The sequence below is a fragment of the Pseudomonas gingeri genome (assembly GCF_013385635.1).
Classification (GTDB): domain Bacteria; phylum Pseudomonadota; class Gammaproteobacteria; order Pseudomonadales; family Pseudomonadaceae; genus Aquipseudomonas; species Aquipseudomonas gingeri_A.
In genome coordinates this window covers 19,582-45,943 of sequence record NZ_JACAPR010000007.1, presented here as the reverse complement: position 1 = coordinate 45,943, position 26,362 = coordinate 19,582, and the positions used below count along the sequence as shown (strand labels likewise).

The 26,362-nt window shown below is 59.7% G+C and carries 27 protein-coding genes, 1 tRNA gene and 1 pseudogene; 12 read left to right on the top strand and 17 right to left on the bottom strand.

Features of this window, described 5'->3' with window-relative positions:
* Positions 1-13 precede the first annotated feature (13 nt).
* Positions 14-910 (bottom strand): MBL fold metallo-hydrolase, encoded by an 897-nt coding sequence (locus HX851_RS33785; protein WP_177064200.1) that lies wholly within the window; start codon positions 908-910, stop codon positions 14-16.
* 113 nt (positions 911-1,023) lie between these two features.
* Here HX851_RS33785 and HX851_RS33780 point away from each other — a divergent pair, with 113 nt between their 5' ends.
* Positions 1,024-1,929, top strand: coding sequence for a LysR family transcriptional regulator (locus tag HX851_RS33780; protein WP_218173407.1), 906 nt, complete (start codon positions 1,024-1,026; stop codon positions 1,927-1,929).
* Positions 1,930-2,147: 218 nt separating this feature from the next.
* Positions 2,148-2,324 carry a hypothetical protein gene (locus HX851_RS33775; protein ID WP_177064199.1) on the top strand — a complete coding sequence of 59 codons (177 nt, stop codon included), beginning with the start codon at positions 2,148-2,150 and terminating at the stop codon, positions 2,322-2,324.
* Here the strand turns inward: HX851_RS33775 and HX851_RS33770 are convergent.
* Entirely contained in the window at positions 2,316-3,197 is an 882-nt protein-coding gene (locus HX851_RS33770; protein WP_177060663.1) for a helix-turn-helix domain-containing protein, read from the bottom strand. The two genes, HX851_RS33775 and HX851_RS33770, sit on opposite strands and share 9 nt — an antisense overlap.
* 174 nt (positions 3,198-3,371) lie before the next feature.
* On the opposite strand from HX851_RS33770, the gene pobA reads away from it, so the two are divergent.
* Both pobA and HX851_RS33760 read left to right on the top strand, forming a co-directional pair.
* Complete coding sequence (gene pobA, locus HX851_RS33765) at positions 3,372-4,556, top strand: 4-hydroxybenzoate 3-monooxygenase (RefSeq protein WP_177060665.1); 1,185 nt, start codon at positions 3,372-3,374, stop codon at positions 4,554-4,556.
* Positions 4,557-4,759: 203 nt separating this feature from the next.
* Entirely contained in the window at positions 4,760-6,277 is a 1,518-nt protein-coding gene (locus HX851_RS33760; RefSeq protein ID WP_177060667.1) for an MDR family MFS transporter, read from the top strand.
* Between the two features lie 173 nt (positions 6,278-6,450).
* On the opposite strand, the gene HX851_RS33755 is transcribed toward HX851_RS33760, so the two are convergent.
* Positions 6,451-7,299, bottom strand: a complete 849-nt coding sequence (locus tag HX851_RS33755; protein ID WP_177060669.1) for a cache domain-containing protein — start codon at positions 7,297-7,299, stop codon at positions 6,451-6,453.
* Positions 7,300-7,466: 167 nt separating this feature from the next.
* Here HX851_RS33755 and HX851_RS33750 point away from each other — a divergent pair, with 167 nt between their 5' ends.
* The 5 genes from HX851_RS33750 (at position 7,467) to HX851_RS33730 (ending at position 11,343) form a co-directional block, all read left to right on the top strand.
* Positions 7,467-8,957: a sensor domain-containing diguanylate cyclase gene (locus HX851_RS33750; RefSeq protein WP_177060670.1), complete on the top strand. Its 1,491-nt coding sequence runs from the start codon at positions 7,467-7,469 to the stop codon at positions 8,955-8,957.
* Positions 8,950-9,171 (top strand): cysteine-rich CWC family protein, encoded by a 222-nt coding sequence (locus HX851_RS33745; protein WP_177060671.1) that lies wholly within the window; start codon positions 8,950-8,952, stop codon positions 9,169-9,171. Before HX851_RS33750 ends, HX851_RS33745 begins: the two co-directional genes overlap by 8 nt.
* A 38-nt stretch (positions 9,172-9,209) precedes the next feature.
* Positions 9,210-9,902, top strand: a complete 693-nt coding sequence (locus HX851_RS33740; protein ID WP_177060672.1) for a pseudouridine synthase — start codon at positions 9,210-9,212, stop codon at positions 9,900-9,902.
* Between the two features lie 312 nt (positions 9,903-10,214).
* A complete protein-coding gene (locus HX851_RS33735; protein WP_177064198.1) occupies positions 10,215-11,102 on the top strand; it encodes an alpha/beta fold hydrolase in 888 nt (295 codons plus the stop codon).
* Positions 11,103-11,269: 167 nt separating this feature from the next.
* Positions 11,270-11,343, top strand: a tRNA-Gly gene (locus HX851_RS33730).
* A 265-nt stretch (positions 11,344-11,608) separates the two neighbouring features.
* Here the strand turns inward: HX851_RS33730 and copD are convergent.
* The 6 genes from copD to HX851_RS33700 all read right to left on the bottom strand — a co-directional run bounded on the left by copD (position 11,609) and on the right by HX851_RS33700 (position 17,176).
* Positions 11,609-12,562 (bottom strand): copper homeostasis membrane protein CopD, encoded by a 954-nt coding sequence (gene copD, locus HX851_RS33725; protein ID WP_177064197.1) that lies wholly within the window; start codon positions 12,560-12,562, stop codon positions 11,609-11,611.
* Positions 12,563-12,565: 3 nt separating this feature from the next.
* Positions 12,566-12,895, bottom strand: a complete 330-nt coding sequence (gene copC / locus HX851_RS33720) for a copper homeostasis periplasmic binding protein CopC (protein ID WP_177060743.1) — start codon at positions 12,893-12,895, stop codon at positions 12,566-12,568.
* A gap of 121 nt (positions 12,896-13,016) precedes the next feature.
* Entirely contained in the window at positions 13,017-13,844 is an 828-nt protein-coding gene (locus HX851_RS33715) for a copper resistance protein B (RefSeq protein WP_177060675.1), read from the bottom strand.
* Between the two features lie 10 nt (positions 13,845-13,854).
* A complete protein-coding gene (locus HX851_RS33710) occupies positions 13,855-15,681 on the bottom strand; it encodes a copper resistance system multicopper oxidase (RefSeq protein WP_177064196.1) in 1,827 nt (608 codons plus the stop codon).
* Between the two features lie 421 nt (positions 15,682-16,102).
* Positions 16,103-16,561, bottom strand: coding sequence for a MarR family winged helix-turn-helix transcriptional regulator (locus HX851_RS33705; RefSeq protein WP_177060679.1), 459 nt, complete (start codon positions 16,559-16,561; stop codon positions 16,103-16,105).
* Between the two features lie 174 nt (positions 16,562-16,735).
* Complete coding sequence (locus HX851_RS33700) at positions 16,736-17,176, bottom strand: Ohr family peroxiredoxin (RefSeq protein WP_177060681.1); 441 nt, start codon at positions 17,174-17,176, stop codon at positions 16,736-16,738.
* 329 nt (positions 17,177-17,505) lie between these two features.
* Between HX851_RS33700 and HX851_RS33695 the strand changes: the two genes are divergently transcribed.
* Both HX851_RS33695 and HX851_RS33690 read left to right on the top strand, forming a co-directional pair.
* Complete coding sequence (locus HX851_RS33695; protein ID WP_177060684.1) at positions 17,506-18,060, top strand: 2OG-Fe(II) oxygenase; 555 nt, start codon at positions 17,506-17,508, stop codon at positions 18,058-18,060.
* A gap of 219 nt (positions 18,061-18,279) precedes the next feature.
* Positions 18,280-18,582 (top strand): helix-turn-helix domain-containing protein, encoded by a 303-nt coding sequence (locus HX851_RS33690; RefSeq protein WP_177060686.1) that lies wholly within the window; start codon positions 18,280-18,282, stop codon positions 18,580-18,582.
* An 87-nt stretch (positions 18,583-18,669) separates the two neighbouring features.
* On the opposite strand, the gene HX851_RS33685 is transcribed toward HX851_RS33690, so the two are convergent.
* Entirely contained in the window at positions 18,670-19,755 is a 1,086-nt protein-coding gene (locus tag HX851_RS33685; RefSeq protein WP_177060688.1) for a type I restriction endonuclease, read from the bottom strand.
* Positions 19,756-20,013: 258 nt separating this feature from the next.
* On the opposite strand from HX851_RS33685, the gene HX851_RS33680 reads away from it, so the two are divergent.
* On the top strand, positions 20,014-20,361 hold the full coding sequence (locus tag HX851_RS33680; RefSeq protein WP_177064195.1) for a DUF6124 family protein: 348 nt from the start codon (positions 20,014-20,016) through the stop codon (positions 20,359-20,361).
* Between the two features lie 221 nt (positions 20,362-20,582).
* Here HX851_RS33680 and HX851_RS33675 read toward each other — a convergent pair whose 3' ends face one another.
* The 7 genes and pseudogenes from HX851_RS33675 to HX851_RS33645 form a co-directional block, all read right to left on the bottom strand.
* Positions 20,583-21,080: a hypothetical protein gene (locus HX851_RS33675; protein ID WP_177064194.1), complete on the bottom strand. Its 498-nt coding sequence runs from the start codon at positions 21,078-21,080 to the stop codon at positions 20,583-20,585.
* 111 nt (positions 21,081-21,191) lie between these two features.
* Positions 21,192-22,194 (bottom strand): annotated as a pseudogene (locus tag HX851_RS33670) (type II toxin-antitoxin system HipA family toxin).
* Positions 22,187-22,441, bottom strand: coding sequence for a helix-turn-helix transcriptional regulator (locus tag HX851_RS33665; protein ID WP_177064193.1), 255 nt, complete (start codon positions 22,439-22,441; stop codon positions 22,187-22,189). Before HX851_RS33665 ends, HX851_RS33670 begins: the two are co-directional and overlap by 8 nt.
* 70 nt (positions 22,442-22,511) lie before the next feature.
* Positions 22,512-23,789, bottom strand: coding sequence for a GGDEF domain-containing protein (locus HX851_RS33660; protein WP_177064192.1), 1,278 nt, complete (start codon positions 23,787-23,789; stop codon positions 22,512-22,514).
* 80 nt (positions 23,790-23,869) lie between these two features.
* Positions 23,870-24,508: a LysE family translocator gene (locus HX851_RS33655; RefSeq protein WP_177060703.1), complete on the bottom strand. Its 639-nt coding sequence runs from the start codon at positions 24,506-24,508 to the stop codon at positions 23,870-23,872.
* Positions 24,509-24,609: 101 nt separating this feature from the next.
* Positions 24,610-25,767: a phospholipase D-like domain-containing protein gene (locus tag HX851_RS33650; RefSeq protein ID WP_177060705.1), complete on the bottom strand. Its 1,158-nt coding sequence runs from the start codon at positions 25,765-25,767 to the stop codon at positions 24,610-24,612.
* Between the two features lies 1 nt (position 25,768).
* The gene (locus tag HX851_RS33645) at positions 25,769-26,347 is read right to left on the bottom strand and encodes a YceI family protein (RefSeq protein WP_177060707.1); all 579 of its coding nucleotides are present in this window, start codon (positions 26,345-26,347) and stop codon (positions 25,769-25,771) included.
* Positions 26,348-26,362: the final 15 nt, after the last annotated feature.

The window sequence follows — 26,362 nt, the reverse complement described above, 5'->3', positions numbered from 1 at the left end:
GCGGTGAGCGGGCTCACCATTTCATTTCACCTTTGGCGACCTTGGCGCTGAGTTCCAGGGAGGACGCTTCGCCCAGGTCCGGGTAACGCTGTTTCATGGCCGCGATCAACTGCGTGGAATCCTGGGCCTTGGCGGTCTCTTCATCAAAGGCCTTGATGTAGTCCGCGGTGAACTGCGCCGCCGCCACGGAATGCGCGGCGTCGCCGAGGTAATGGCCGGGCACCAGGGTCTGCGGTTGCAGCGCCTGGATACGTTGCAGCGTAGCCAGCCAATCCTGGTGGGACCGGGCCGACGGGGTGTCGGCCATCCACACATGGATGTTCCGTGCGACCACCACGCCGCCCACCACCGCCTTGATCGACGGGATCCAGACAAAGCTGCGATCCGGCTGCGGGCCATCCAGGCCGATAATGTCCAGCTCGCGTCCTTCAAGCATCAGACGATGCCCCTTGAGCACCTGCGGCACGACGGTTCGCGCAGGCACATCGGCGCCCATCTTCGGCCCCCAGAACGCCAGCTTGCCGTCGACGGTGGCCTTGATATGCGCCACGGTCGGCGCCGAGGCCAGCACCTTGGCCTTGGGGAACGCGCGGGTAAGGGTGTCCAGGCCGAAGTAGTAATCCGGGTCACCGTGACTGATATAGATGGTGGTCAGTTGCTTGCCGCTGGCACGGATCTTTTCCACCACCTGCTCGGCCTGGGACCTGCCAAACTGGGCGTCCACCAGGATCGCCTCCTTCTCCCCGCTGACCAGCACCGAAGTCACCGGGAAAATCGCCGCCGTCCCCGGGTTGTAGACATCCAGGATCAGGGCTGGCCGGGCCGCCGCCTGGCCGGCAAAACCGAGGGCCGCAAAGCCGAGGGTCGCGCCAGCGAGCAAGAGACGGCGAAATGCAGAAAGTCCGATCATGTACAGCTCCAGAGTCTGTTTGCCGTGATTGGCAGTAAACAGAGCTTAGTTGCCCGATCCGATACAAAAAATGCGATGCTGGGACATAGTTTGTTTCTAAAATCGGGCAAATCATGGATCGTCTTACAGCAATGCGGGTGTTCGTCACAGTCGTGGACCTGGGTAGCCAATCGGCGGCTGCCGACCACCTGGAGTTGTCGCGGCCGGTGGTATCGCGTTATCTGGCGGAGCTGGAAGACTGGGTCGGCGCGCGGCTGATGCACCGCACCACGCGCAAGTTGAGCCTGACCGCGGCTGGCAGCGAAACCCTGCCGCGCTGCCGGCAACTGCTGGAGCTTTCCAGTGACCTGCAGGCCGCCGTCAGCACCCCGGATCAGGCGCCACGCGGTTTGCTGCGGATCAGTGTCAGCACTTCCTTCGGCCAGGCCCAACTGGTCGATGCGATGGCCGAATACGTCAAGCGCTTCCCCGGCGTCAGCATCGACCTGCAGATGCTCGACCGCACCGTGAACCTGGTGGACGAACGCATCGACCTGGCGATCCGCACCAGCAACGACCTGGACCCGAACCTGATCGCCCGACGGCTGACGGTCTGCCGCTCGGTGATCTGCGCGTCACCGGCCTACCTGCGCGAACACCCGGCGCCGCAACGGGTCGAGGAACTGAGCCGGCACAACTGCCTGACGCACTCCTACTTCGGCAAGAGCCTCTGGCATTTCGAGCAGGACGGCGAGCAGGTGTCGGTGCCGGTCCAGGGCACTATCAGCGCGAACGAAGCCAGCACGCTGCTACGCGCGGTCATGGCCGGGGCCGGCATCTCGATGCTGCCCACCTACCAGGCCGGGGTGCACATCCACCGCGGCGAGCTGGTACGCCTGCTGCCCCACGCCGAACCCCGGCTGATGAACATCTATGCGGTGTATGCCTCGCGCAAGCATATGCCGGCGACCCTGCGCAGCATGCTGGACTTCCTGGTGCAGCGCTTTCCCGAGACGCCGGCCTGGGACGAGGGGCTCTGACTGCACGGACCATCCAGAGATCGTTCCTGCGTTTTGCGGTGATGCACCGACCTGTAGGAGCCGGCTTGCCGGCGATGAGGCCCTGGAGATCGCTAAAAGCTTCGCGGCGGTGCGGCGTCCCGACAAGCACCGCTCCTACACAAGTCGGCACAACTGACCTAATCTTCAACTCAGTACCTTCTAGCGAACCGGGTTCGACTGAGTAAGAGGTCAGCACCATGAACATCCTCAAAACAAGAAAATGTGCCGCCGTTCTCGCTGTCTGCGCCGCCATTGCGCTGTATGCCACCGCCGCCTGGCGGGTCGAACAGCTCAGGCAGACACCGCGCAACCTCTCCACCTGCAACCTTGAGCACTGCGTGCCGCATACGGCGAGCCTGAGCGCGCTACGTTAGGCTGATATCGGCGCGAAAGGCGCTCGGTGAAAGCCCGGTCATGCGGCGGAAGAACCGCGAGAAATAGGCCGGGTCGGCAAAGCCCAGGTCATCCGCTACCTGATTGATGCTCATGCGCGTGTAGATCAGGTTGCGCTTGGCCTCCAGCAACAGGCGCTGGTGGATCATCTGTAACGCCGACTGCCCCGCCCATTCCCGGCAGGTACTGTTCAAGTGCGCAACGGAAATGCCGACCCTGTGGGCCAGTTGCTCGACACTCGGCTGCTGGCGAAAGTGCGCCTCCACCAACCCGTTGAAACGACTCAGGTACTCCCGCCCGCGCTCGGGTAGCTGTCCGGCTGCCTGGCGGCGGATCACCTGACGGCTGACCCATACCAGCAACACACTGACCAGCGAACGCAGGAGCATGTCCCGCGCCGGCTGATTCGCCGCGTACTCACTCTGCAAGGCACTGAACAAACGGTTGAGATAGGCCCGGTCCCGGCCCGCCGGATAACTCGCGGCAAGCGCCAGGGCATCCGGCGAACTGCCCAGTTGCTGCTGGAGTTGTGCCACCAGCGGCGCGGCCAGGGTCAGCACGTAGCCGTCGATATTCTCGGAAAAGTGAAAACCGTGCACACACAGCGGCGGCACCACCTGGATCGCCGACTCACGCAAGGTGGTGCGCTGCCCTTCGATATCGACCTCGGCCTGGCCCTTGTTGAGAAACAGCAACTGGCACAGATCGGCATGCCGATGTGGCTGGATCTCCCAGTGATGCAGGCGGCTGCGCTTGGGAATGGTCTCGCAGTGCAGCAGATCCGGGGTGATCCAGTCCTGGTTTTCACCGTAGAGCTTGAAGACCGGAATCGACGCGGTGGCGGGCTTGTTCATCGGTGCGGAAGACCTGGGCGATAATCGCCCGCATTGTTGGAAAGTACCGGCAAATGCACAGTTTTCACCTTCTAAAGCGTGTACTGCAAGCGAAAAATACAGGCACTCGTAACAAGAGTCCTTACAAGAACCGACTCACCGGCGTGCCGCGTGAGGCTTGCAGAGAGAACAACAATGAAAACTCAAGTCGCCATTATCGGTGCCGGTCCTTCCGGCCTGCTGCTCGGTCAATTGCTGCACAACGCCGGGATCGACACCGTGATCGTCGAACGCCAGGCACCGGACTACGTGCTCGGACGGATCCGCGCCGGCGTCCTGGAACAGGGCATGGTCCAATTGCTGCGCCAGGCCGGCGTCAGCCGGCGCATGGATGCCGAAGGCCTGGTGCATGACGGCTTCGAACTCGCCTTCAACGACCGTCGGGTGCATATCGATCTGAAGACGCTGACCGGCGGCAAGAGCGTGATGATCTACGGCCAGACCGAGGTCACCCGCGACCTGATGGCCGCCCGCGAGGCCGCCGGCGCGCCGACGATCTACAGCGCCAGTAACGTTCAGCCCCACGGCATGAAAAGCGACATGCCCTGGCTGACCTTCGAGAAAGACGGTCAGACCCACCGCCTGGACTGCGACTATATCGCCGGCTGCGACGGTTTCCACGGGGTTGCCCGACAGTCGATTCCGGCCGAGTCGCTGCAGACCTTCGAACGGGTCTACCCTTTCGGCTGGCTGGGTATCCTGGCCGACACGCCGCCGGTCAGCGAAGAGCTGGTGTATGCCAGCCACGAACGCGGTTTTGCCCTGTGCAGCATGCGCTCGCCCACACGCACCCGTTACTACGTGCAGGTGCCGGCGGACGAGAAGGTCGAGGACTGGTCCGACGCGCGCTTCTGGGCAGAACTCAAGGCCCGCCTGCCGGCGACCCTGGCCGAGCGCCTGGTCACCGGCCCGTCGATTGAAAAGAGCATCGCGCCGCTGCGCAGCTTCGTGGTCGAACCGATGCAGTACGGGCGGATGTTCCTGGTCGGCGACGCCGCCCATATCGTCCCGCCCACCGGCGCCAAGGGCCTGAACCTGGCGGCCAGCGATGTCAGCACCCTGTTCGACATCCTGCTCAAGGTCTACCGCGAGGGGCGTCACGAACTGCTGGAGCAATACTCGTCGATCTGCCTGCGTCGGGTCTGGAAAGCCGAGCGCTTTTCCTGGTGGATGACCTCGATCCTCCATCGTTTTCCCGACAGCGATGCCTTCAGCCAACGCCTGCAACAGACCGAACTGGACTACTTCGTCGGCTCCGAAGCCGGGCGCAAGACCATCGCGGAAAATTACGTCGGTCTCCCTTACGAGGCTATCCAATAGCAGGCTATCTAGTACACTGGCAGGCACTCCCGTGCTTGTCCCGATAACCGTCGGTCCGGAACTGATGCATACCTGTGGGGGCCAGGCTTGCTCGCGAAACATTCAAAGGTCCCGAGGGCCTTTTCGCGGGCAGGCCCGGCGCGTGCAGAGGACAGCGGCGCTCAAGACAGATCACGGGTCAATCTCAGCGTGCAGGTTCTACCGTGACCAATCTTCATCAGCCCGGCCAGACGAAGCCGGCGATTCGCAGCATCCTGATCGCCCTGATGCTGGCGATCTTCCTCGGCGCCCTGGACCAGACCATCGTCGCCGTCTCCATCCCTGCCATTTCCGCCCAGTTCAAGGATGTCGGCCTGCTGGCCTGGGTGATTTCCGGCTACATGGTCGCCATGACCGTGGCCGTGCCGATCTACGGCAAGCTGGGCGACCTCTACGGTCGACGCAAGCTGATGCTGTTCGGCATGGGCCTGTTCACCCTGGCCTCGCTGTTCTGCGGCATGGCCCAGAGCATGGAGCAACTGGTGATTGCGCGGATCATCCAGGGCATCGGTGCCGGCGGAATGATTTCGGTCAGCCAGGCGATCATCGGCGACATCATCCCGCCGCGCGAGCGCGGTCGTTACCAGGGTTATTTCAGCAGCATGTACGCGGTGGCAAGCGTCGCCGGTCCGGTGCTGGGCGGCTATATGACCGAGTACCTGTCGTGGCGCTGGGTGTTCCTGATCAACCTGCCGCTGGGCCTGGGCGCCTGGTGGGTGGCGCACCGGACACTGGTGGGCCTGCCGGTCCCGCAGCGTAAACCGGTCATCGACTACCTCGGCACACTGCTGATGATCGTCGGCCTGACCGCCCTGCTGCTGGGTATCACCCAGATCGGCCAGGGCCATCGCTGGAACGACAGCGATGTGCTGGGGCTGCTGACCACGGCAGTGGTGGCCCTGGCGCTATTCGTCCTGCATGAACGGCGCACCGCCGAACCGCTGCTGCCGATGCACCTGTTCGTCAACCACAATGCCCTGCTGTGCTGGTGCACGATCTTCTTCACCAGTTTCCAGGCGATTTCGCTGACCGTGCTGATGCCGCTGCGCTTCCAGAGCGTGACCGGCGCCGGCGCCGACAGCGCGGCGCTGCACCTGTTGCCGCTGGCGATGGGCTTGCCCATGGGCGCCTACTTCGCCGGGCGCATGACCTCGGTGACCGGCTACTACAAACCGATGATCCTCAGCGGTGCAGTGCTGATGCCCCTGGCCATTGTCGGCATGGCATTCACCGCGCCCCAGGCCGTGGTGCCGAGCAGCCTGCTCATGCTGCTCTGCGGGATTGCCGGCGGCCTGCAGTTCCCGACCTCGCTGGTGGGCACGCAGAACTCGGTGGAGCAACGGGATATCGGCGTCGCCACCAGCACCACAAACCTGTTCCGCTCCCTCGGCGGGGCGGTGGGTGTGGCCCTGATGTCGGCGCTGTTGCTGGCGTTGTTGCAGGACTCTAGCCTGACCCACCTGACCGGCACCGCGGTGATCGCCGAAGGCAGTTCGGGCAACGCCCTGCTCGATGGCCTCAACGCCGCACCGGGTCCGGCGCAGGAAGCCCTGCGGGCCGAGTTGCTGCTGACCTTCCGGCATCTGCTGCTGATCAGCGCCGGCGTCGCCCTGCTCGGATTGGCCGCGGCCATCGCCATGCCGAACAAGGTACTGCGCGGAAGGGAAGACAAGGCACACTAAGTGAACACGGTCCTTGCAGGAGCCTGGCTTGCCAGCGAAGAAGCCCGTGAAGCCGCTAAAAGCTTCGCGGCGGTGCGGCGTCCCGACAAGCCCGGCTCCTACAGGTTGCGTGAAATTTTCAAGATCCCTTTTCCTAAACTGACAAGCCCGCTCTTCAAAAGGGGAGTGTCTACTCAGGGACTGTAGTACCCGACCGCCACCAGCAACTGCCCGACCTTGCGCAAGTAAGCATGCTTGTCCTCGACCTTGCCGGTCACCGGGTTCTTCCAGCGATACGCGTACTCGCCCTGCTCCTGCTTGCCCATCATCGCCAGGATCGGCTCGCCCACCGGCTTGCCGTCAGGGTCCCTGACCTTGGCGAAATCGGTATTGACCATGCGCAGGTTGGTACCGTGGGCCAGGTAACGGTGCGTCTTCAGGTCCACGACAAAGACATACAGGTCATCCTGCAGGAACCCGCCCTGCAGCCCGTTGATCTCCTCCAGCGTGCCTTTGCGGTCTTTGCCCAGATCGCTCGCCGCCCTGGCCAGCAAGGCCTTGGCCTGCTCCGCCGAAGCCCGGGGCAGGTAATAACCCACGGCGAGGATGCGCTCGCCGACCCGCTGGAAAAACACCCGCTTGCGCTCGACCTTGCCGTCACTCCAGTTCTGCCAGCGATACTCGGTCTCCTGGATCCCGCTGCCCTCCGGAGTCTTGAGCACGTCCTTGAAGGCCTTGCGCAAATCCGCGCCGAGCACCTCGGACACGTCCCGACCGATCAACGCCGCAGACGGGCCGCCGCTGGCGAGCATCACGCCCCGGGTGTCGACCACGAACACATAACGATCCTGATCGACGAACTCGCCCTGACGACTGAACGCCGCGAACGCCTTGTCGCCCTGGTCGTGGTAATAGGCCAGGGCCTTTTCCAGCAGCGCCCTGGCGGCAGGCGCCTCGTCGGCCGGCGCGGTCGCGGCCGACGCCATCCCCCCGCACAGCAACAGCAGGCAACCTGACAAGGCTCGTAGCAGGCCTGACTTCATGGTGTATCCCCCGTTCTTGTTGGTCTCCCAAGAGCGTAGACCGCCATGGCCTATACGGGACCATTCAGCCAATGAAGAGTACGGCATCAACATCCCTGCAAAATGTGCAGTCATTTACCGGACTGGGCACTAGAATGCGTCCATCGGGAACCGCCTACGGAATCGTCATGCCGCTTCGCTCTGTACTCTATTCGCAACGCTCGCTGGCGGTGACGCTGATCGCCCTGCTCGGCTGCGGTTTCCTCGCCACTTCGCTGCTCAGCTACTACGCCTCGCGCGCCTCGATCCGCGACGGCATCATCAACACCGAACTGCCGCTGACGTCCGACACGGTCTATTCGGAAATCCAGAAGGACCTGGTGCGGCCGATCCTGATTTCCTCGATGATGGCCCGCGACACCTTCATGCGCGACTGGGTGGTGGCCGGCGAGCGCGATCCGGACCAGATGACCCGCTACCTCAACGAGGTCATGACCCACTACGGCGCCTACACCGCCTTCTTCGTTTCCAACAGCAACCTGACCTACTACCAGGCCAAGGGCGTGCTGAAGAAAGTCCGCATCGATGAACCCAACGACCTCTGGTACTTCCGCGTGCGCGACATGCAGCCACCCTATGAGATCAACGTCGACCCGGACAGCGCCAACAACAACCGCCTGACCTTCTTCATCAACTACAAGGTCTTCGACTACGACGAACACTTTATCGGCGCGGCCGGAGTCGGCCTCACCGTCGACGCGGTGATCAAGCTGATCGACAAGTACCAGCAGCGCTACCAGCGCAGTGTGTACTTCGTCGACACCTTTGGCCGCCTGGTACTGACCGGCGCCGACGGCGGCCCCGAAGGCGCCCGTGCCGGCAAGTCGCTCAACGACCTGGCGAGCATGCAGAACCTGCTGGCCAAGTTGCCCAAGCCCCACGACGGCAGCTACGACTATGCGGAGTCGGACGGCCAGCGGCATTTCCTCAACGTGCGCTTCATTCCGGAACTGAACTGGTACCTGTTCGTCGACAAGCGCGAAGACGGCGCCCTCAGCGGGATCCGCCAATCGCTGTACCTGAACCTGCTGATCTGCCTGGTCGTGACCCTGATCGTACTGGCCCTGCTCAACCGCGTGATCCATCGCTACCAGCGCAAGATCCAGGCCCTGGCGACCCTCGACAGCCTGACCGGCCTGCCCAACCGCCGGGGCTTCGACCTGCTGGCGGCCCAGGCCTTGCACGAAGCCCAGCGCGAGCCCAAGCCGCTGACCGCGCTGCTGCTGGACCTGGATCACTTCAAGCAGCTCAACGACAGCCATGGCCACCTCGCTGGCGATGCCGTGCTGAGCGGTTTTGCCCGGGACCTGGAAAGCTGCCTGCGCCAGTCGGAAATCATCTGCCGCTGGGGCGGCGAGGAATTCATCGTGCTGCTCAAGGACACCGACAGCAACAATGCGCAGCTGGTTGCCGAGAAGATTCGCCGACATGTCGAACAACAGCGCTACAGCTACAACGGCCACAGCCTGCAACTGACCGTCAGTATCGGCCTGACCTCACTGCAACAGGACGACACCCTGCACAGCCTGCTGGCCCGCGCCGACCATGCGCTGTATCGCGCCAAGCAGAGCGGGCGCAACCGCGTCTGCAGCGACCTGCCAAAGTCCGCCAATGAATAATGACCCCAGCCTCTGCCCGGCCTGCGGCGCCCGCAACGACTGCACCCTGGCCGATCCGCGTACCGCCGACCGGCCCTGCTGGTGCTACAGCGTCAGCATCGACCGGGCCGTGCTCGAAGCCCTGCCCGCGGAGTTGCGCAACACCGCCTGCCTGTGTCCGCGTTGCGCGCAGGTGGACGAACAGTTGAAGCAGGCCCCATCCTCGGCGCCATGACGTAAAATGCCCGCCCGCTTTCCCATGAACATCCCGCCATGCGCCTCGACCGTTTCCTCAGCAACCTGCCCCGTTTCAATCGCCAGCAGGTACGCCTGTTGCTGGTGGAAAAGCGGGTCAGGGTCGATGGCCTGATCGCCTCCGATCCGCATCATGAAGTGCGCGAGTTCAGCCAGGTCGAAGTCGACGACGAAGTGCTGCAGGCCGGTCGCCCGCCGCGCTACTTCATGCTGCACAAACCCCAGGGCTGCGTCAGCGCCACCCGCGACCCGCAGCACCCTACCGTCCTCGACCTGCTGCAGGAACCGGACGTCCATGAGCTGCATATCGCCGGCCGCCTGGACTTCAACACCACCGGCCTGATGCTGCTGACCAACGACGGACAGTGGTCGCGGCGCCTCACGCAGCCGCTGACCAAGCTGCCCAAGGTTTACTACGTGGAGACCGAGCAGGTGATCGGCGTCGAATACGCCGCGACCTTTGCCGAAGGCCTGTACTTCGCCTTCGAAGACCTCACCACGCAACCGGCCGGGCTGGAACTGCTGGGTCCGCGCAGCGCCCGGCTGAGCATCGTCGAGGGCCGCTATCACCAGGTCAAACGCATGTTCGGCCACTTCGACAACAAGGTCCTGCGCCTGCACCGCGAGCGCATGGGACCACTGGTACTCGACGATGACCTCGCCCCCGGGCAATACCGTGCGCTGACAGACGAAGAAATCCGCCTGATCTGAAGTCGACGACCGTTGGGCAGAAGTGATCGGCTTATGCCAAATCGCTCCTTGCACAATCACCGGGTGCCTGCTTGAATCAAACCGTCAGCCAGATTGTGACTGACAAGTCACCTCATAACTCCAAGAAACTCTTTGTCGGCTGCAGAGCTTGCCAGCTCTCGCTCTCCGGCAGATTGCCCGCCTATAAAAACACCCGTCGGCCAGGCTTCCACCGGACCGACATGGGCCGCAAATTCCAGGCGAATGCCTACCTGTCATATAGCTCGTGCACAGTCAGTTGCGCGCATACCCGCTTGCCAGGAGTCTTTGGACATGAGGCCAGAAATCGCTGTGTTGGATATACAGGGTCAATATCGGGTTTACACGGAGTTCTATCGCGCAGATGCCGCAGAAAAGACCATTATCCTGGTCAACGGCTCGATGGCCACCACTGCGTCATTTGCACAGACCGTGAAGAACCTGCACCCGCAGTACAATGTCGTGTGCTACGACCAGCCCTACGCGGGCAAGTCAAAGGCCCACAACCGTCATGAGAGAATGCTGACCAAGGAAGTCGAGGGCCAGATCCTCCTGGAACTGATCGACCACTTTGCCGCCGAGCATGTGATGTCGTTTTCCTGGGGTGGCGCCGCAGCGCTGATCGCCCTGGCCGAGCGCCCGCGACGGGTGGAAAAGGCCGTGATCAGTTCGTTCTCGCCGGTGATCAACGACCCGATGCGCGACTACCTGGAGCGCGGTGTCGACTACCTCGGCGCCTGCGACCGCGACCGGGTCGGCAACCTGGTCAACAGCACCATCGGCAAGCACCTGCCGTCGCTGTTCAAGCGCTTCAACTACCGTCATGTCAGCAGCCTGGCCGAGCACGAATACGGGCAGATGCACTTCCACATCAGCGAAATACTCGCCAGTGATCGCCTGTGCTACCTGAAGGCCGCGGACAAGATCGACGTACCGGTGCTGTTCATGAACGGCGAATGGGACGAGTACACGGCGGCCGGGGATGCGCGGGCATTCGGCAACCACGTGCGCCATAGCCACTTCAGCACCATTCCGAGCGCCGGGCATTTCCTCGACATGGAACACAAATCGGCGTGCCGGGACAGCCGTCATGCGGTGCTCGGTTTCCTCGAACCCACCCACCAGGAAAGCCGGGCTCGATACTACCGACATGTCCAGGAACACCATGCGCACGCCATGTGATCGACCGCCATCGCGGGCAACGGCGTTGCGGGGAACACCCCGGCCGATGCTCGATTGCCCGCGATGACACCTGGCGAAAGTCCGCTGCGCAATCGCTGCTAAAACGCAGATTCGCAAAGAAAAACTTCAAATCCGCGGCGACATCTGGTACAAAGTCAGCCGTTCGAGCGGGTATAGTTTAGTGGCAAAACGAAAGCTTCCCAAGCTTTAGTTGAGGGTTCGATTCCCTCTACCCGCTCCACGATCTTATTCCCCCTCGTACCCCGAAACGCCTCAATCCCTCGCAAGTCCCGCGCTACAACAGCCAAGGCTGATCCGCGCAATCCCTCACAATCCCCTCTATTCCCGCATAGCATTGATTTTGTTGTATGGCGCGATGCATGGTCGCTCGAAAATCGAACCAAACCATACAAGAATCCACGGATGAAACGATCAGAAATCAAACGCCGGCCGCTGGCCGACTCAGTGACGCGGTTACGCACCGAGTTTGCTGCCGCTATCGAGGATTACCTGGCCGATTGTGTCTGACTTTCACCTCTGTCCATCTCGGGGCTTAACGTTCCCAACCAGGCCACCAGACAGATGATGACGATGGCCAGGCCGAGTTCGGCAACCATGCTGCGTCGCAGGGTATTCGCCGCAACCGTGTAATCACCGTTGGCGAGCGAACGCTCGAGGAATGGGCCAAGGTGAAACCGATTGAGTGCGGCGAGGCCCAGCATCGCGCCAAACAGAGCCAACTTCAAAAACAGTAAAAGGCCATAGGTGCTGTCCGTGATCCCATCCAGGTTGGGGCCCACGATAAACAGGTAGTTCACTACGCCAGTGACGATGATGATGCCGACAATCACAGCGCCGGCGGACTCGAAACCGGTCAGCGCCCGGGCCAGAATCCCGACTGATTGCCGTGCCTGGACTTTCTTGAGTCTCACCAATAATCCAAAGGCAACCAGCGCCCCCAGCCAGCCACCCGCGGCAAGCAGGTGGAAGATGTCCGTGGCAAAATGCCAAATTCGGCGACGCCCATCATCCATGGCCCCATGCCCTGTCCAGGCAAGCGTTGCCAGGGCTATCCCGCCGCCGAGGGTGACGATCCACAGGCTTGCCGTGGGCGAACGCTTATTCTGGGCCGCAGCCGCCATCACCAGGATCAAGCTGCCCACGCGAATGATCCAGCTCAACCCCACTTCGGTTTCAGTCAGTATCATTTCAATATGAGGGTGTAGTTCGATCCAACTCGAGGCGGCACTCATGCTTTGCGCCAGCACAACCAGTGCGGCAATAGACGCCACGATGCCAATAGCGGCGGAGCCTGTCAGCAGCGACTCAAAATGCAGCACTACCCCTGATCGCCGCTCTCGGCCCCGCAAGCTGTACAAGCCGAATAGCGCCAATCCAAACAGCATCATGAGATCGGTATAAAGGGTGAAACGCAGTGCCATATTAATGAAGTCGCTCATGACCTACTTCACTTTGAAGGTAACAGTACCCGTAATGGGATGGGTGTCGGAAGACACCGCACGCCACTCCACCTTGTACGTACCGACAGTGAGCACAGACACGGGAGTGATAAGCATCGTCTTGGGATCGCTGCCACCTGAAACCTTGGCCTTTACGCCCATGGGGGAGTCAGGCATGCCTGGCATATCCGTCATGATGAGTTTCGCTCCGGAAAACTGGGTCATCAGGTTTTCGGAGAAGTGCAGTTCTATTTTCGCCGGAGCAACACTACTCTCTCCATCCATCGGACTGGAAGACAGCAGTTTTGGATGAGCTTGAACCAAGGCACTCATCAGCAACCCTGTGGATAGAAGAATAATTACAGCCGTTTTTCTAATAATGGGCACGCAGGACTCCTCACAGCACAAAGCTGCCGGATTTAATTTAGTAAGTTACATCACGTGTTTATTGCGATTAAAACCAGAAACGGACACCCAACACCAAGCGTGCCTCACTGCGATCACCACCTTCCGCCAAGGTGTAGTCGGCGGTCTTTCCATAGGACCTGTTCCAGGTCAAACCCACATACGGCGCAAACTCTCGCCGAATCTCATATCGAAGCCTCATGCCTATTTCACTTTCAGACAGGCCGGAACCGACGCCGCGTTGCGGGTCATTCTTGCCGTGGAAGTTCAACTCTGCCATTGGCTGGAGAATCAGTTTGTTGGTCAGCAGAAAGTCGTACTCTCCCTCAAGACGCGCAGCAGTCTGGCCTTGCTCGCCAATGAATGCGGTCGCCTCGGCCTCAAAGTTGTACAGTGCCAATCCTTGAACACCAAAAGCAGCCCAGGTCTGGGCGTCGCCTGGTTTGAAGTCCTGGCGAACACCGCCGAGGACATCCCACCATGGGCTGATGGCGTGCCCCCATAACGCCTGGACCTCTGATTTTTCAGTCAGACCATTGAGCCGTTCACCCTCGGTGCGCAGCCAAAGACGATCAATATCGCCACCGACCCAGCCCTTCGCCTCCCAATTGAAAGCACTTCCCGCATCAGCGTTCTGCCACTCCAACCGATCAATCAGGAAGAAAGAGTTAAGGGCGTCGTCCTGCATTTCATGCCCGCCAGGGGCGTTGTAAACAGCGGCTCTGTCAGCATCGTTCAGAACGGGAATCGGTGTACGACTTTGCTCCATGACTTGCAGGCCGCTGTCTTTCGCCAGGGCTGATGAAGTCGTGGCAAATGCCAGGCTTGTGACCACCATGGTCAGGTAGATGGGGCGCGCACGAAGTCTATTGATCATGATTAATGTCTCACTCTTCTACACGCACTTCGCGGAACATTCCCATTTCCATGTGATACAGGAGATGGCAGTGATAGGCCCAACGTCCGAGCGCATCCGCCGTGACCCGGTAACTGCGCTTCGAACCTGGTGGCATATCGATCGTGTGCTTGCGCACCATGAACTCCCCGGACTCGTCCTCCAGATCACTCCACATGCCGTGCAGATGAATCGGGTGGGTCATCATGGTGTCGTTGACCAACACCAGTCGGACTCTCTCGCCGTACTTCAATCGCAGGGGTTCAGCGTCGGCAAACTTCACACCGTTGAATGACCAGGAAAACTTCTCCATATGGCCGGTAAGGTGGAGTTCGATCGTGCGAGCGGGTTTGCGTCCATCGGGGTCTTCAAAGGTACTTTTGAGGTCCGAGTAGGTAAGCACCTTACGGCCATTATTCCTGAGGCCCATGCCAGGGTCGTCGAGTTTCGGCGAAGTTTCCATCGCCTGCATGTCCACCAGAGGATTGTTGTTTTCGCTTGCAGGATGAGACTGCATGTCGGCCATCCCCGACATACCGTGCCCATTTCCTGGGGCCATGTTCGACATTTGGCTGTGGTCCATGCCGACCATGTCGTCCATGCCCTGCATTTCTCCACCGTCCATCCCGGACATAGCCGCCATCGAGCTGTGGTCCATTCCGGCCATATCGCCCATGCCAGCCATGGAGCCATGGTCCATCCCCCCCATCCCCATGTCAGCCATCGTGACCAATGGTCGTGGGTCCAGCGCAGGGATAGGGGCAACAAGGCCAGCTCGTGCAGCTAAAGTGCCGCGTGCGTAGCCGGTTCGGTCCATCGACTGGGCAAAAAGTGTGTAGACCTCCTGAGCAGGCTCGACGATGACATCAAACGTTTCTGCAGTAGCAATCCGCAACTCATCAACAACGACAGGTTTTACATGCTGGCCATCCGAGGCAACGACGGTCATTTTCAACCCGGGAATTCGCACATCGAAGTACGTCATGGACGAACCATTGATGAACCGCAACCGGATCTTCTCACCCGGTCGGAAGATCCCCGTCCAGTTCATGTTCGGCGCCTGGCCGTTCATGAGGTAGGTGTAGGTTGCACCGCTTACGTCTGCGAGATCGGTGGGGTTCATTTTCATCTCGGCCCACATCTTCCGATCGGCAACCGTGGCGGCCCAGCCTTTCTCCCCGACATCGTGAATGAAATCACTCACGGTACGCTTGTTGTAGTTGTAGTAATCCGACTGCTTCTTCAGTTTTTTCATCAACGCGACGGGGTCTTCGTCCGTCCAGTCGCTCAACATCACCACATAGTCACGATCATATGTGAAGGGCTCGGGCTCCTTGGCGTCGATGACCAATGGGCCATACACCCCAAGCTGCTCCTGCAGGCCGGAGTGGCTGTGGTACCAATATGTCCCGTTTTGTTTGACCTTGAACCGGTAGAGGTACATACCGTCAGGATCGATACCGTGAAAGCTCAAGCCCGGGACACCATCCATGTTCGTGGGCAGGATAATTCCGTGCCAATGAATAGAGGTCATGTCTTTCAGGCGGTTCTTGACCCTGAGTGTGACGGTCTCGCCCTCACGCCAGCGCAACAGAGGCCCGGGCAGACCGCCATTAATGGTCATCGCCGTACGCGCTACGCCAGTAATGTTCACCTGGCTCTCAGCGATGAACAGATCGAACTCCGTACCTGACAAAACGCCAGGTTGGCCAGGGCTGGTGATCGCCCAGACGGGCGTGCGCCACAATCCCAGGCCGCCGAGAATGCCACCAGAGGTCAGGCCTTTCACAAAGGTGCGCCTGGATGTTTTGGATTGCATACCGTTTCACGCCCCGCGAATCAGATACCAGAGCAAGCACATGGAGCAGCGCCGCAGACCTGGATATCTGGGACTACCACGTGCGTGTTTGAACGAGAGTCGCCATCAGCCAGCCGGCAAGCTTGTTTCGGCCCTCGGTATCGAAGCCTCACCAACCACAGAAGCGACGACACTGAACAAGGATGGTAGGCGGGAGGAGCTTTCAGAAAGCTGAGGTGAACGTTACGGTTTTGACAGTATTGCTCTTCGGGCATGCGGTGGAGGCCGACGCTCAGGTTGCGATTGAACCGCAGGGCGCGAGTTTCCAGTCATGATATGGGCGGGCGATACGTCTGACTGGAGACGGCGAATCACGCTGCTGCTCTGTGCGTGCCCTGCATCATGGCGCCCTCGACAAGAATCTCCAGGCGCCTCTTGCGAGCTACTCCCGGTCTTTCGTCGAACGGATGAGATTGCTCCGTAACTTCACGATTGCCTTCTGTATTTGCACGAAGTCATCAGGATCGAGGCCGGTTTGCGGAAAGCCGTCTTCCGAAAGACCTTCGCGCAGTTTGCGCCCCTCTTGAGTGAGGTTGATCCGCACCTGGCGTTCGTCTTCCGGGTCGCGCTGGCGCAGCAAGTACCCCATCGCTTCCAGCTTCTTCAGGATTGGCGTGAGGGTGTTGGATTCGAGAAACAGCTTTTCGCCGAGGCTGCCAACGGTCTGGTCGTCTTCCTCCCACAGCGCAACGAGGGTGATGTACTGCGTATAGGTCAGCCCGAGCCGCTCGAGCATTGGCTTGTAGGCTTTGCCGAAGGCAAGGTTGGAGGAATAGACCGCAAAACACAGGAACTGGGAAAGCTTCAGGTCGAGGGGGTCTATCTTTTCAGTGGATTTCATAAGCACTCTCTACGACCGAAAACGGATGTATTGCAAGCTAGAACTATACATCGCATGCGATGTTATCAGAAGCAATCCGCCCTCCTGACTGCCATCACTTGATGTGCATGCGTTTTGCAACGGTCGATGACCGACTCGCCAAGGATGGTCCAGGCAAGTCGGCCAGATGGTGCATCAAGCGGTGAGGACTTTGATCGCGACGTCGATGTTGCCGCGTGTGGCTTTGGAGTAGGGGCAGATGGAATCGGCGATCTGCGCCAAGTCGGTCGCGACATCGTGGGACAGCCCGGGCACACGCAGGGTCAGTCGGGCCTGGAGGAAATAGGCCGATCCGGTCTGGCCCAGGTCGACCTCGATATCGACGGACAGATCCGCTGGCAAGGCGATATTGCGCTCCTGGGCCACCAGCCCGACGGCGGCGGTGTAGCAGGCCGACCACGCCCCGGCGAACAGTTGCTCGGCTTTCGGGTGCGGCTGGACACCAGTGAATACGTGGGCCGGCTGGGCAGAACCGGGTGACGAGAGTTCGATATCGAGGTTGCCTCTCTGACCGCCGACACTGCTGTGAGTGGTGTGGGTTTTGCCGGTGGCCAGTACTTTTTCAATCTTGCTCATGGTCGTTTCCTCAGAGTTTTTAATTTAGCGCTAAAATATCGCATACGATATTTTAGCCATTGAAATCGCCTGATACAGCGATCCAGTTATTCTCGTTGTGGCTCTGGTGGCCATGGGAAGCATGGTCGGTAGAGACAAGCATTGGGTGGTGGCTTCCAGTGTTCATGGCCGAATCTCCAGAGAGTAAGAGTTGAAGTATTTACTATCGCTAACGATTAAATCGTATACGACTTATAAATACTCAATCAAAGCCCCTAACGATGTCAAATATTTTTTTACGGATCGGCGACGAACGGTAGATCGCGTGCTGCAGTTCGATCACCTTCGCGATGCAGCATCCTTCGGTCGTCGGCAAGATTGCCGAACTGGTCGCTATCGACGGTATCCTGCCGGATCCGACGCTGTATGCCGGTGGCCTGTCGATGATGTTCAAGGATGACTTCCTCAACCCTCATATCGACAACAGCCACGATGCCGCCCGGGCGCTCTATCGTCGGCTGAACCTGCTGTACTACGTGGCGCCGGACTGGTCGCTGGAAAACGGTGGGAACTTCGAGCTGTGGGACCCACAGGTCAAGACACAAAAAACCCTGGTTTCAAAATTCAACCGACTGGTCGTGATGGAAACCAACAAGGACTCCTGGCACTCGGTGAGCAAAGTACGTGTTGAAGGCCCGCGCTGCTGCGTATCCAACTACTACTTTTCCGAAGAATCTCCCGACGACGACGATAAGTCCTACTTCCACGTAACGTCCTTCAATGGCCGTCCGGAAGAACCGGGGCGTCGTGCCCTGGGTGTCGTCGACAACACCTTGCGCAACGCGGTCTCCCGATTGTTGCGTGTCGGTCGAGGAAAAGACCAGGCTGGCAAGCCGAAGCCTTAAAAGCTGTGATGCGTCTGAGAGCGACAATTCATACGGGTCGCTCTCGCCCCCCTTCCTTGTCGTCCCCTCCCCCTCCAAACAGAAAGCCACGAAGCCGCTTCCAGTCGCCTGACTACGCCAGCGACCATTCCGGAAAAGGCAGAAACAGCTACCAACACTTTCCTTTCCAGTGACCTGCAACTCGCGAAACGACGCAAAGCCAACCTTTGAGACAAGCCCATGAACAAGCATATCGGCTCCGCTTTCGATGATTTTCTAGAAGAGGAAGGTCTGACAGAGGAAGTCTGCGCAGCAGCGCTCAAGCGGGTTATCGCCTGGCAGCTTGGCGAGTTGATGAAAGCACGACGGGTCAGCAAGAAAGCCCTGGCCGAACGTATGCACACCCGCCGAACGGCTGTGGATCGTGCTCTGGATCAAAATGATCCAGGGATGACCTTGGCCACATTGGCCAACGCCGCCCGTGCACTCGGGCAGCGGGTAGAAATTCGCCTGACGCCGGAGATCGGCACGGTTTGCGCTTGAGTCATCTCAACCGGAGAGTCGCCCTCACTCTCCAGTTGGCCTGAACATCAACGGATGTTTAAAGAGCTTTTACCTCCATCTCACAATTCATTCGTAGTAACCCACTGTTTTCTTCAGCCGGTCCGAATACTCGTAAATATCGTCCACGGAATTTATCGGGTGCCGCGTTTCATTTTTTCCCTCGTCGAAAATCCCGATGTATTTTTGCGAGCGATTGAAATGCAAGCGACAGATTGGCTTGCGATTGTTATCGTCCAGCAGAATCCCGAAGTAGCTCTGGGTATCCCGTTGCACGATTCTCTTCGCGTCAACGACCGAGCGCACCACCGCACGAACGATGTGGTAACCCTCGAGTTCCTCCAGCGTCGTCAGGATTTTCTCGTCTGAATCCTCACGACTGCCAATGTTCTCTGGCAGCTCAGACGAAGGTGGAAGGGAACTGATCGTCGGTTGAAGTGCACCGCTCATCGCAGATTTCAGTCGGTCATTGATCTGGTCATTAAGAAATTGCCCAAGTGCCTTTCGGGTCAATTCATAAAACTGCTCACGAACCTTCTGCGTAATCACACCGTCGTAGACCCTTGAAGCAAACACTTTGACAAAATCATCGTCGGGTTTGCTGACTTGAGCGCCAATCACCTTCTTGATCTGGCTGACGTACTTCAGTTCACCGGCAGCGTTTATAATCGAATCGACATCAAAAGCCGACTTGGTGAGTTTGGTCAGCTCAGGAACCGAGTACTCATCGATATCGAGCAAATCAAGTTCAAGAAAAGGCTTTTCATCCATTTTATTGGGCGCATCCAGATCAGTAAAAAACTTGTAGACCTGCCCATTGGTAAGGATGGAAATCCTGGCACTGGTGACGTGAAAATAGCGAAACAATTGCGAGGCGTGATTGATATTGAGCGGCTCACCGATTTTCTTGCACTCGATCAGTATCTGAACCTCCCCATCCTTCATGATCGCGTAATCAATCTTTTCCCCCTTCTTCGTCCCGACATCGCAAACAAACTCCGGGGTGACCTCAAGCGGATCGAAAACATCGTAACCGAGCACGGTATTGATAAACGGCATGACAAAGGCGTTTTTGGTGGCCTCCTCCGTTTGAATCGCAGCCCCTTGCAAACGAACCTTTGCGGCGAGACTGGCAAGCTTTTCAAAGAACTCCATAAACGACTCCTTATCTGTTCAAGTCCGTGCTTCGGCATACTGGCAAAATGACTGCCCTTGAGCGTAGACACAAAATGGAACAAAGAAAGGAAGAGATACAAAGCGTCCAGAAGCCTCTGTGATTCGCTACTATCAGCCAGTGTTTTTGCCGAGCCAGCAAGACACATCCCTTTCTTTTGACTGAAACTTCCTAGAAAATCCTGACCGCTTGTGCCTGCCAATCCGGATGGCTATCTTCAATTGGATTGGAGATTTGCCATGTTCAAGGTCACACCGAACCCGCCGGATTCATCAAGTCCCGAGACGATTGATCCAAAGGCTGCTGATAGCGCCCTGGCGCACTACGATCTACCGCCATTCCGCAAAAGAAACCACCCAGGCGCCATATCAATACGCGAGCCTCTGCCCGATTTTCAAAGCAGCGAAGAAGTCCTGGTCAATGCCAGCTCGATCCTGGAGTCCGCAGCCGCCACGGCCTATGAAAACGCCGACAACCTCAACGGCCCCAGCCGCAAGGTGGCGATGGGCGTGGTGCACCTGATCGAACTGGCGCAGCGGATGGTGGATTCGGTGCTGGAGAATGAACCGGTGACAGCGACAAGCTGAAGGGAGCAAAACCGACAGGGAGAACGCCTCCCTCTCGACCCGTCCTTTGGCGAATGAGCAGCCTGAGGTCAACGGGTTGAATGCTATCAACCGTGGGAACAGTGCGTGGGAGCGGTGCTTGTCCGGGCGCCGCACCGCCGCGAAGCTTTTAGCGCTCTCAAGAGCGTCTTCGCGAGCAAGCTCTGCTCCTGCAAAAGAGCGTGCTTGACCTTGGCTGCCTGTCAGCTCTCCAGCGGCGCCATCTCGGCCGGGGCATCATTCGACTTCACGGTCGCCGTCACCGGGATAGGCTCGGTCGAAAGCGCCGGCGTCGGTTTCTGCTTCATCAGGTTGAACAAGGTCGCGGTGGCGCTGGTCAGGGATGCGCTGAGGGTCGCCATTTCGGTGTTCAACGCTTCGACCTTGCTGGCCTTCTCGGCATCGCTCGACTGGCTGTTGGCAACCGCCTGGATCTGCGCCTGTTTCTCGGCCATCTGCTTTTGCAGTTCAGCCATCATCTTGCGCAGTTTTTCGATCTGCTGGGCCTGGGCGGTTGCCGGGCTCTTGGCCGTCGGCTTGGCAGCATTCGACGCCGCCAGCCCTTCGGAAGAAATCTTCACCTGAACCCCTTCGACCGGCTGGGTCGAAGCAGTGGCGGGCTTGTCTTTCGACGCCGCAGCAGCACCCTGGACGGCCTGCAAGGCCGGGTTGTGGATAGTGACGTTGCTGATGGAAACCATGGCCAATGCTCGCTCAAGCGTGATAGAGATCCTTGTATCGACTTATCGGCGCCCAGTAAGCGGACTTGAGTGCCACGTAAGCAAATGGATACAGAACCCACTCCGCTGTGCTCAACCAAAACTGCTCTCGAACTGATTCAGTTGTTGCCTGACCACTGCAGTCACAGCCGGCACTGCTTCACAGAGCAAGGTTTCACGCTCCAACACATCGACGACAGCAGCCATGACCTGACAGATCTCCTGCCTGGGCTGATCAATGCGACAACGACGACCGAACTCCAGTAAACCCAGGCACGAAGCGAACAGGCTCTTGCTGCCGTTCAGTGTCAGAGCAAGCATATCCTCCGGGATATAGGCGGTGGTATTGACGATGTCGTAGGCCGGAGAAAGACGTGCATCACCCGCCCTAGGAGGGCTGTAAAGCAGCCCGAAGTTCTTCATATGGGCATCGCCATTGCCGACGATGCATGACAGCGCGACCATCCGGAACAATAGCCGCAGATCCTGAAGTTGGTGCTCCTTTGCCACGAAAATATCAATCGCCTTCGCCAGCATTTCATAGCTGCCATTGTACTTGGCTTCCGCCCCCCGCCCCGTGACCACAGCCATATCTTCAAACCCCAGCGGCTCGCCCTCCGGAGTGCGATCAAAACGACGCATGATGAACAGCTCATGGTTCTGCGACAGGAAGAACTCCGGCACGGGCAGCCCCGCCTCCCTGGCCATGGACATGCAGAGAAACTCGTTGATTGCCAGGCCAGGAAAGTCGCTGCGGCCGGGTCACCGCTTCAGGGGCCCTGACCCGCACCCGACCAATCGGATGACCGCTGCCTGAAATCGCCAACAGCATCATCGGATCAAGGCGGGCGACTTTCGACAGGCGCCGCTTCAATTCATCAAGCAGGAAACCTTCTGGAAGGTTCATCTGGAAAATCGGATGCATCTGGTCGCTGGGATACTCATCGATACGTACCGGCATCGAGAGACAAAGATCATGGGCAGGTATTGCCTGTCGGTCATAACGGAATACGTAGTGCTTTGCGTGATCGGAAAAAAACAGATCACCGGCAAAGCCGAAGGGTGTCACCACTTCAAGAGACAGAGGGTTATTCATTGAAAATACCCTGCAACTCTTCCAGCGTCGGGCGTGTCGCCGGCTTGATTTCGATGGAGCATCCCAGGGCGGCGATGACCTTGCTGTAGAACTCGAAAGACACACTGCCCAAGCCCTTTTCGACCAGGATCACTTGCTTGCGGTCAATCATCGCCAGTGCGGCAACCTGCGCCTGGGTCAGGCCACGGCGTTTACGCAAGGCCCGCAACTGCTGGGCGAATTGATCCTGAACCAGAAGATCGTTCATGTCGGCTATAAATCACATTACATGCTAAATGTGATTTATAGATCACTTTTCAAAATACCTTTCCACTGCCTCAATGAGTTACCAGACCTGCGCGCTTTGCCCCATACATCGCCTCGTCCGCATGCTTGAACAGCTGCTGCGCCTCCTCGCCGTTTTCCGGGTACAGGGCAATGCCGATGCTCGGCATGATGCTCAGTTCGCAATCCTCCCAGACCATCGGTTCGTTGAGCTGGCGACGGATCTTGTCGGCAACCTGGGTGGCGTGTTCGCGCAGGTGCAGTTGCTCCAGCAGAATGACGAACTCATCCCCGCCGATACGGGCCACGGTATCGGTTTCGCGTACGCATTGCTGCAGACGCCGGGCCACTTCCTGCAAGAGCAGGTCGCCCACGCCATGGCCGAAGTTGTCGTTGACCTGCTTGAACTTGTCCAGGTCGACATACAGCAACGCCAACTGCCCGTGCTCACGCCGCGCCCTGGCCAGCGCCGCCTTCAGGCGCTCCTGCAAAAACGCCCGGTTGGGCAAGTGGGTCAACTGGTCGTAACGCGCCATGTATTGCAGGCGCGCATGCAGTTGCTTGCGTTCGATGGCCGCGGCGACCTGGGCCGAGACGAACTGCAGCAGATCCTGGTCGTGCTCGGTGTAGCGCTCACCATCCGAACTCTTTGCCAGCAGTGCGCCAATGATGCCGTTCTGCGAGGTCAGTGGTACGCCGAGACAAGGTGCGTCCTCGTCGTTCAGTAGCAACGGCAGGCCACTGCGCACGATCTGGGCGCAGTGGCCATCGGCGTTGCACTGTGCTCGTCGGTCGTCGATGTGATAGGGGAAACTCAACTGGTCCCGCGGCACGTCATACAGCGCCACGCAGAAGTTCTGCGCCGGCAACCATTCGCCGATGATCCGGTGTATCCGCTGGAACAGGGTCAGCAGGTCTTCGGTCGCATGGGCGGCCTCGGAAATCGCATAGAGCGCCGCCTGCTTCGCCTCGGCGAGCTTGCGCTCGGTGATGTCCCGGGCCACGGCGATACGCAGTTGATCGGCCTCGGACCAGCGCGCCGACCACATGATATGCACCACCTGGCCGTCCTTGCGCACATAGCGGTTTTCAAAATGTGGCTTGGGCTCGCCGGCCATGATTTCACTGGCGGCCCTGAGGGTCCGCTCGCGGTCGGCGGGCAGGACCAGCTCGATCATCGCGGTGCCGATCAGTTCGTCCGGCGTATAGCCGAAGATGCGCTCGCAGGCGGCACTGACAAAAACAAAACGCCCTTCGACATCAACGGCACACACCGCATCAAGCAGCAGGTCGATATAGCTGGCCAGCGGTGTGACAGTCTTCGTTTCCATCAGAAAGCGATCGCCCGAAAAATTAAGCGTCAGTATCGATCCCTGGAAAAACGCGGCTCCCTGCCCCCCTCGCCGTTGACTCAAGCCTTGTTCGGCAGTAATCCCGGCAGCGCATGAGTCAGCGCATTTATGGCAAAGCCGATGAACATCACACCGCACAAACGAGTAATCATCAATTCGTGGCGCTGATACAGCACCCGCACCCGCTGGGCACCGACAACACCGATGAGAATAGCGTATGCCAGCACGCCGCCAAGGAAACTGAGAAAAATCAGCGCCGGCAGCATCGACCAGCTGAGTAGCTCGGCACGGCTGGAGAGCAAGGCGGTAAAAGTCGCGACCGCCACCGGGTAGGCCTTGGGATTGGTCAGGCCGAACAGGATGCCATGCCAGAACGGTTGCCGGGCCGCACCCTGGGGGGATTCGCCGCTGGAACGACGGCTGCGCAGTGCCCGCCAGCCCAGCCAGAACAGGTAGAGGCCGCTGATGACGCCCAGCACATCGAAGGCGGTGCTGCCGACTTCCCGCGCACCGACAATCGCAATCAGCGCGGTACTGCACCAGATCACATCCCCCAGCAGATGACCGCAGAGAAACCCGGCACCGGCCCTCCGTCCGCGCGCCGCACCAATGCCGAATACCGCCAGCACACCGGGACCGGGAGTGATGCCATAGATAAAGCCGGACGCGAGGACGGCCATAAGCAACGATGGAGTCATGGGGGTGTTCCCGTACATAGGAAGAATTGGCTGGAGTCTATCCCAGGGAAACCGGTCGCAATACCCTGAATGCGACCTGTGGGACACTGTTGCACAATCGATCAGTGCCGACGGTCGAGCAGGTTCACCACCAGGCGGTCGACCCAACCCCATAGCCGCTGTTTCACCCGGCGCCACAACGGCCGCGCCTTCCAGGCTTCGAGGCTGACCGGCTGGCTGAGGGCGAAATCACTGATAAAGCTGGCCATCACGGCTGCGGTCAATGGCGGATCAAGCGCTTCGAGGTTGGCTTCCAGATTGAAGCGCAGGTTCCAGTGATCGAAATTGCACGAGCCGATGCTGACCCAATCGTCGACCAGCACCATCTTCAAATGCAGGAAACATGGCTGGTATTCGAAGATCTGCACTCCCGCCCTGAGCAGGCGCGGGTAGTAACGATGGCCGGCATAACGCACTGAAGGATGATCGGTACGCGGCCCGGTCAGCAGCAGCCGCACGTCAACCCCGCGCTGGGCGGCCCGGCGCAATGAACGCCGGACCTTCCAGGTGGGCAGGAAATACGGGGTCGCCAGCCAGATCCGCTGCTTGCTGCCACTCAGCGCACGGATCAGCGACTGCAGGATATCGCGATGTTGCCGGGCATCGGCGTAGGCCACCCGCCCCATGCCCTGCCCCGCCACCGGTAGCCGTGGCACGCGCGTCAGGCCGAAATGGGCAACGGGTTTCCAGGCGGTGCGTTGCTCGTTGGCCAGCCACTGACGGTCGAACAGCAACTGCCAGTCGAGCACCAGCGGACCACGGATCTGCACCATGACTTCGTGCCATTCGAAACGGTCGTTGCCAGGCGTCCAGAATTCGTCGGTGACGCCGGTGCCTCCGACCACCGCCATGGACTTGTCCACCAGCAGCAGCTTGCGGTGATCGCGATACAGGTTGCGCATGCCACGCCGCCAGCGCAGGCGGTTATAGAAGCGCAGTTCGACCCCGGCCTCGAGCAGCCGCCGACGCAAGCCCAGGGTAAAGGCCAGGCTGCCATAGTCATCGAACAGGCAGCGCACCTGCACCCCACGCTCGGCCGCCTGGACCAGCGCCTGGACCATGGCTTCGGCGCACTCGCCGGCCTCCACCAGGTACAGCTCGAGTTCGACCTGGCATTCGGCCCGGGCAATCGCCACCAGCATGCGCGGAAAGAACTCCGGGCCGTCGATCAGCAGCTCGAAGGCATTGTCGCTGCGCCAGGGAAAGACCGCGCCGGCCATTTCAGCGCGCCGTGAAAATCAGCACCGCGCCCACCGGTACCGACAGACTGATGGCCGACAGCCCGGCAACCTTGCGCAACGCCGTGAGGCCCGGTAAGAGGTCGAAATCCTCGGCGTGCACCACCAGAGGCTCCAGGGTCACGACCTGGAAGCGCCGGTCATCGAGACGGGTCGCCAGCAATTCGGCGTTGTAGCTGTGCTCCTGGCCATGCAGCCTGACCACCAGCGGCAGGCGCAGTTCAAGCTGGGCACCGGGTGCCAGGTCGTTGATCGGCTGGACATTGATCTGCGCGGTGACCTGCGCTTCGGGGTGGGCCTTGATTTCGAAGAGGTCGCGACGCAGGCGCTCGTCGCGCAAGGGTATGCCGGTATTGACCGACTCCAGCTCGACCTCGAGGGTCGCCAGCCCCTGGCTATCGACCTTACCGTGCAGGGTCAGGAAGCGGTGGACTTCGGAGATATCGGCGTTCCTGGTGGTGACAAACGACAGGCGCGAAGACTCATTGTCCAGGTACCAGTTGGCCTGGGCCGGCAGGGCCAGTGCCCCGAGCAGGGCCAGAAGAAGGCGGGACCGGTGCATGCAAGCTCCTGATTG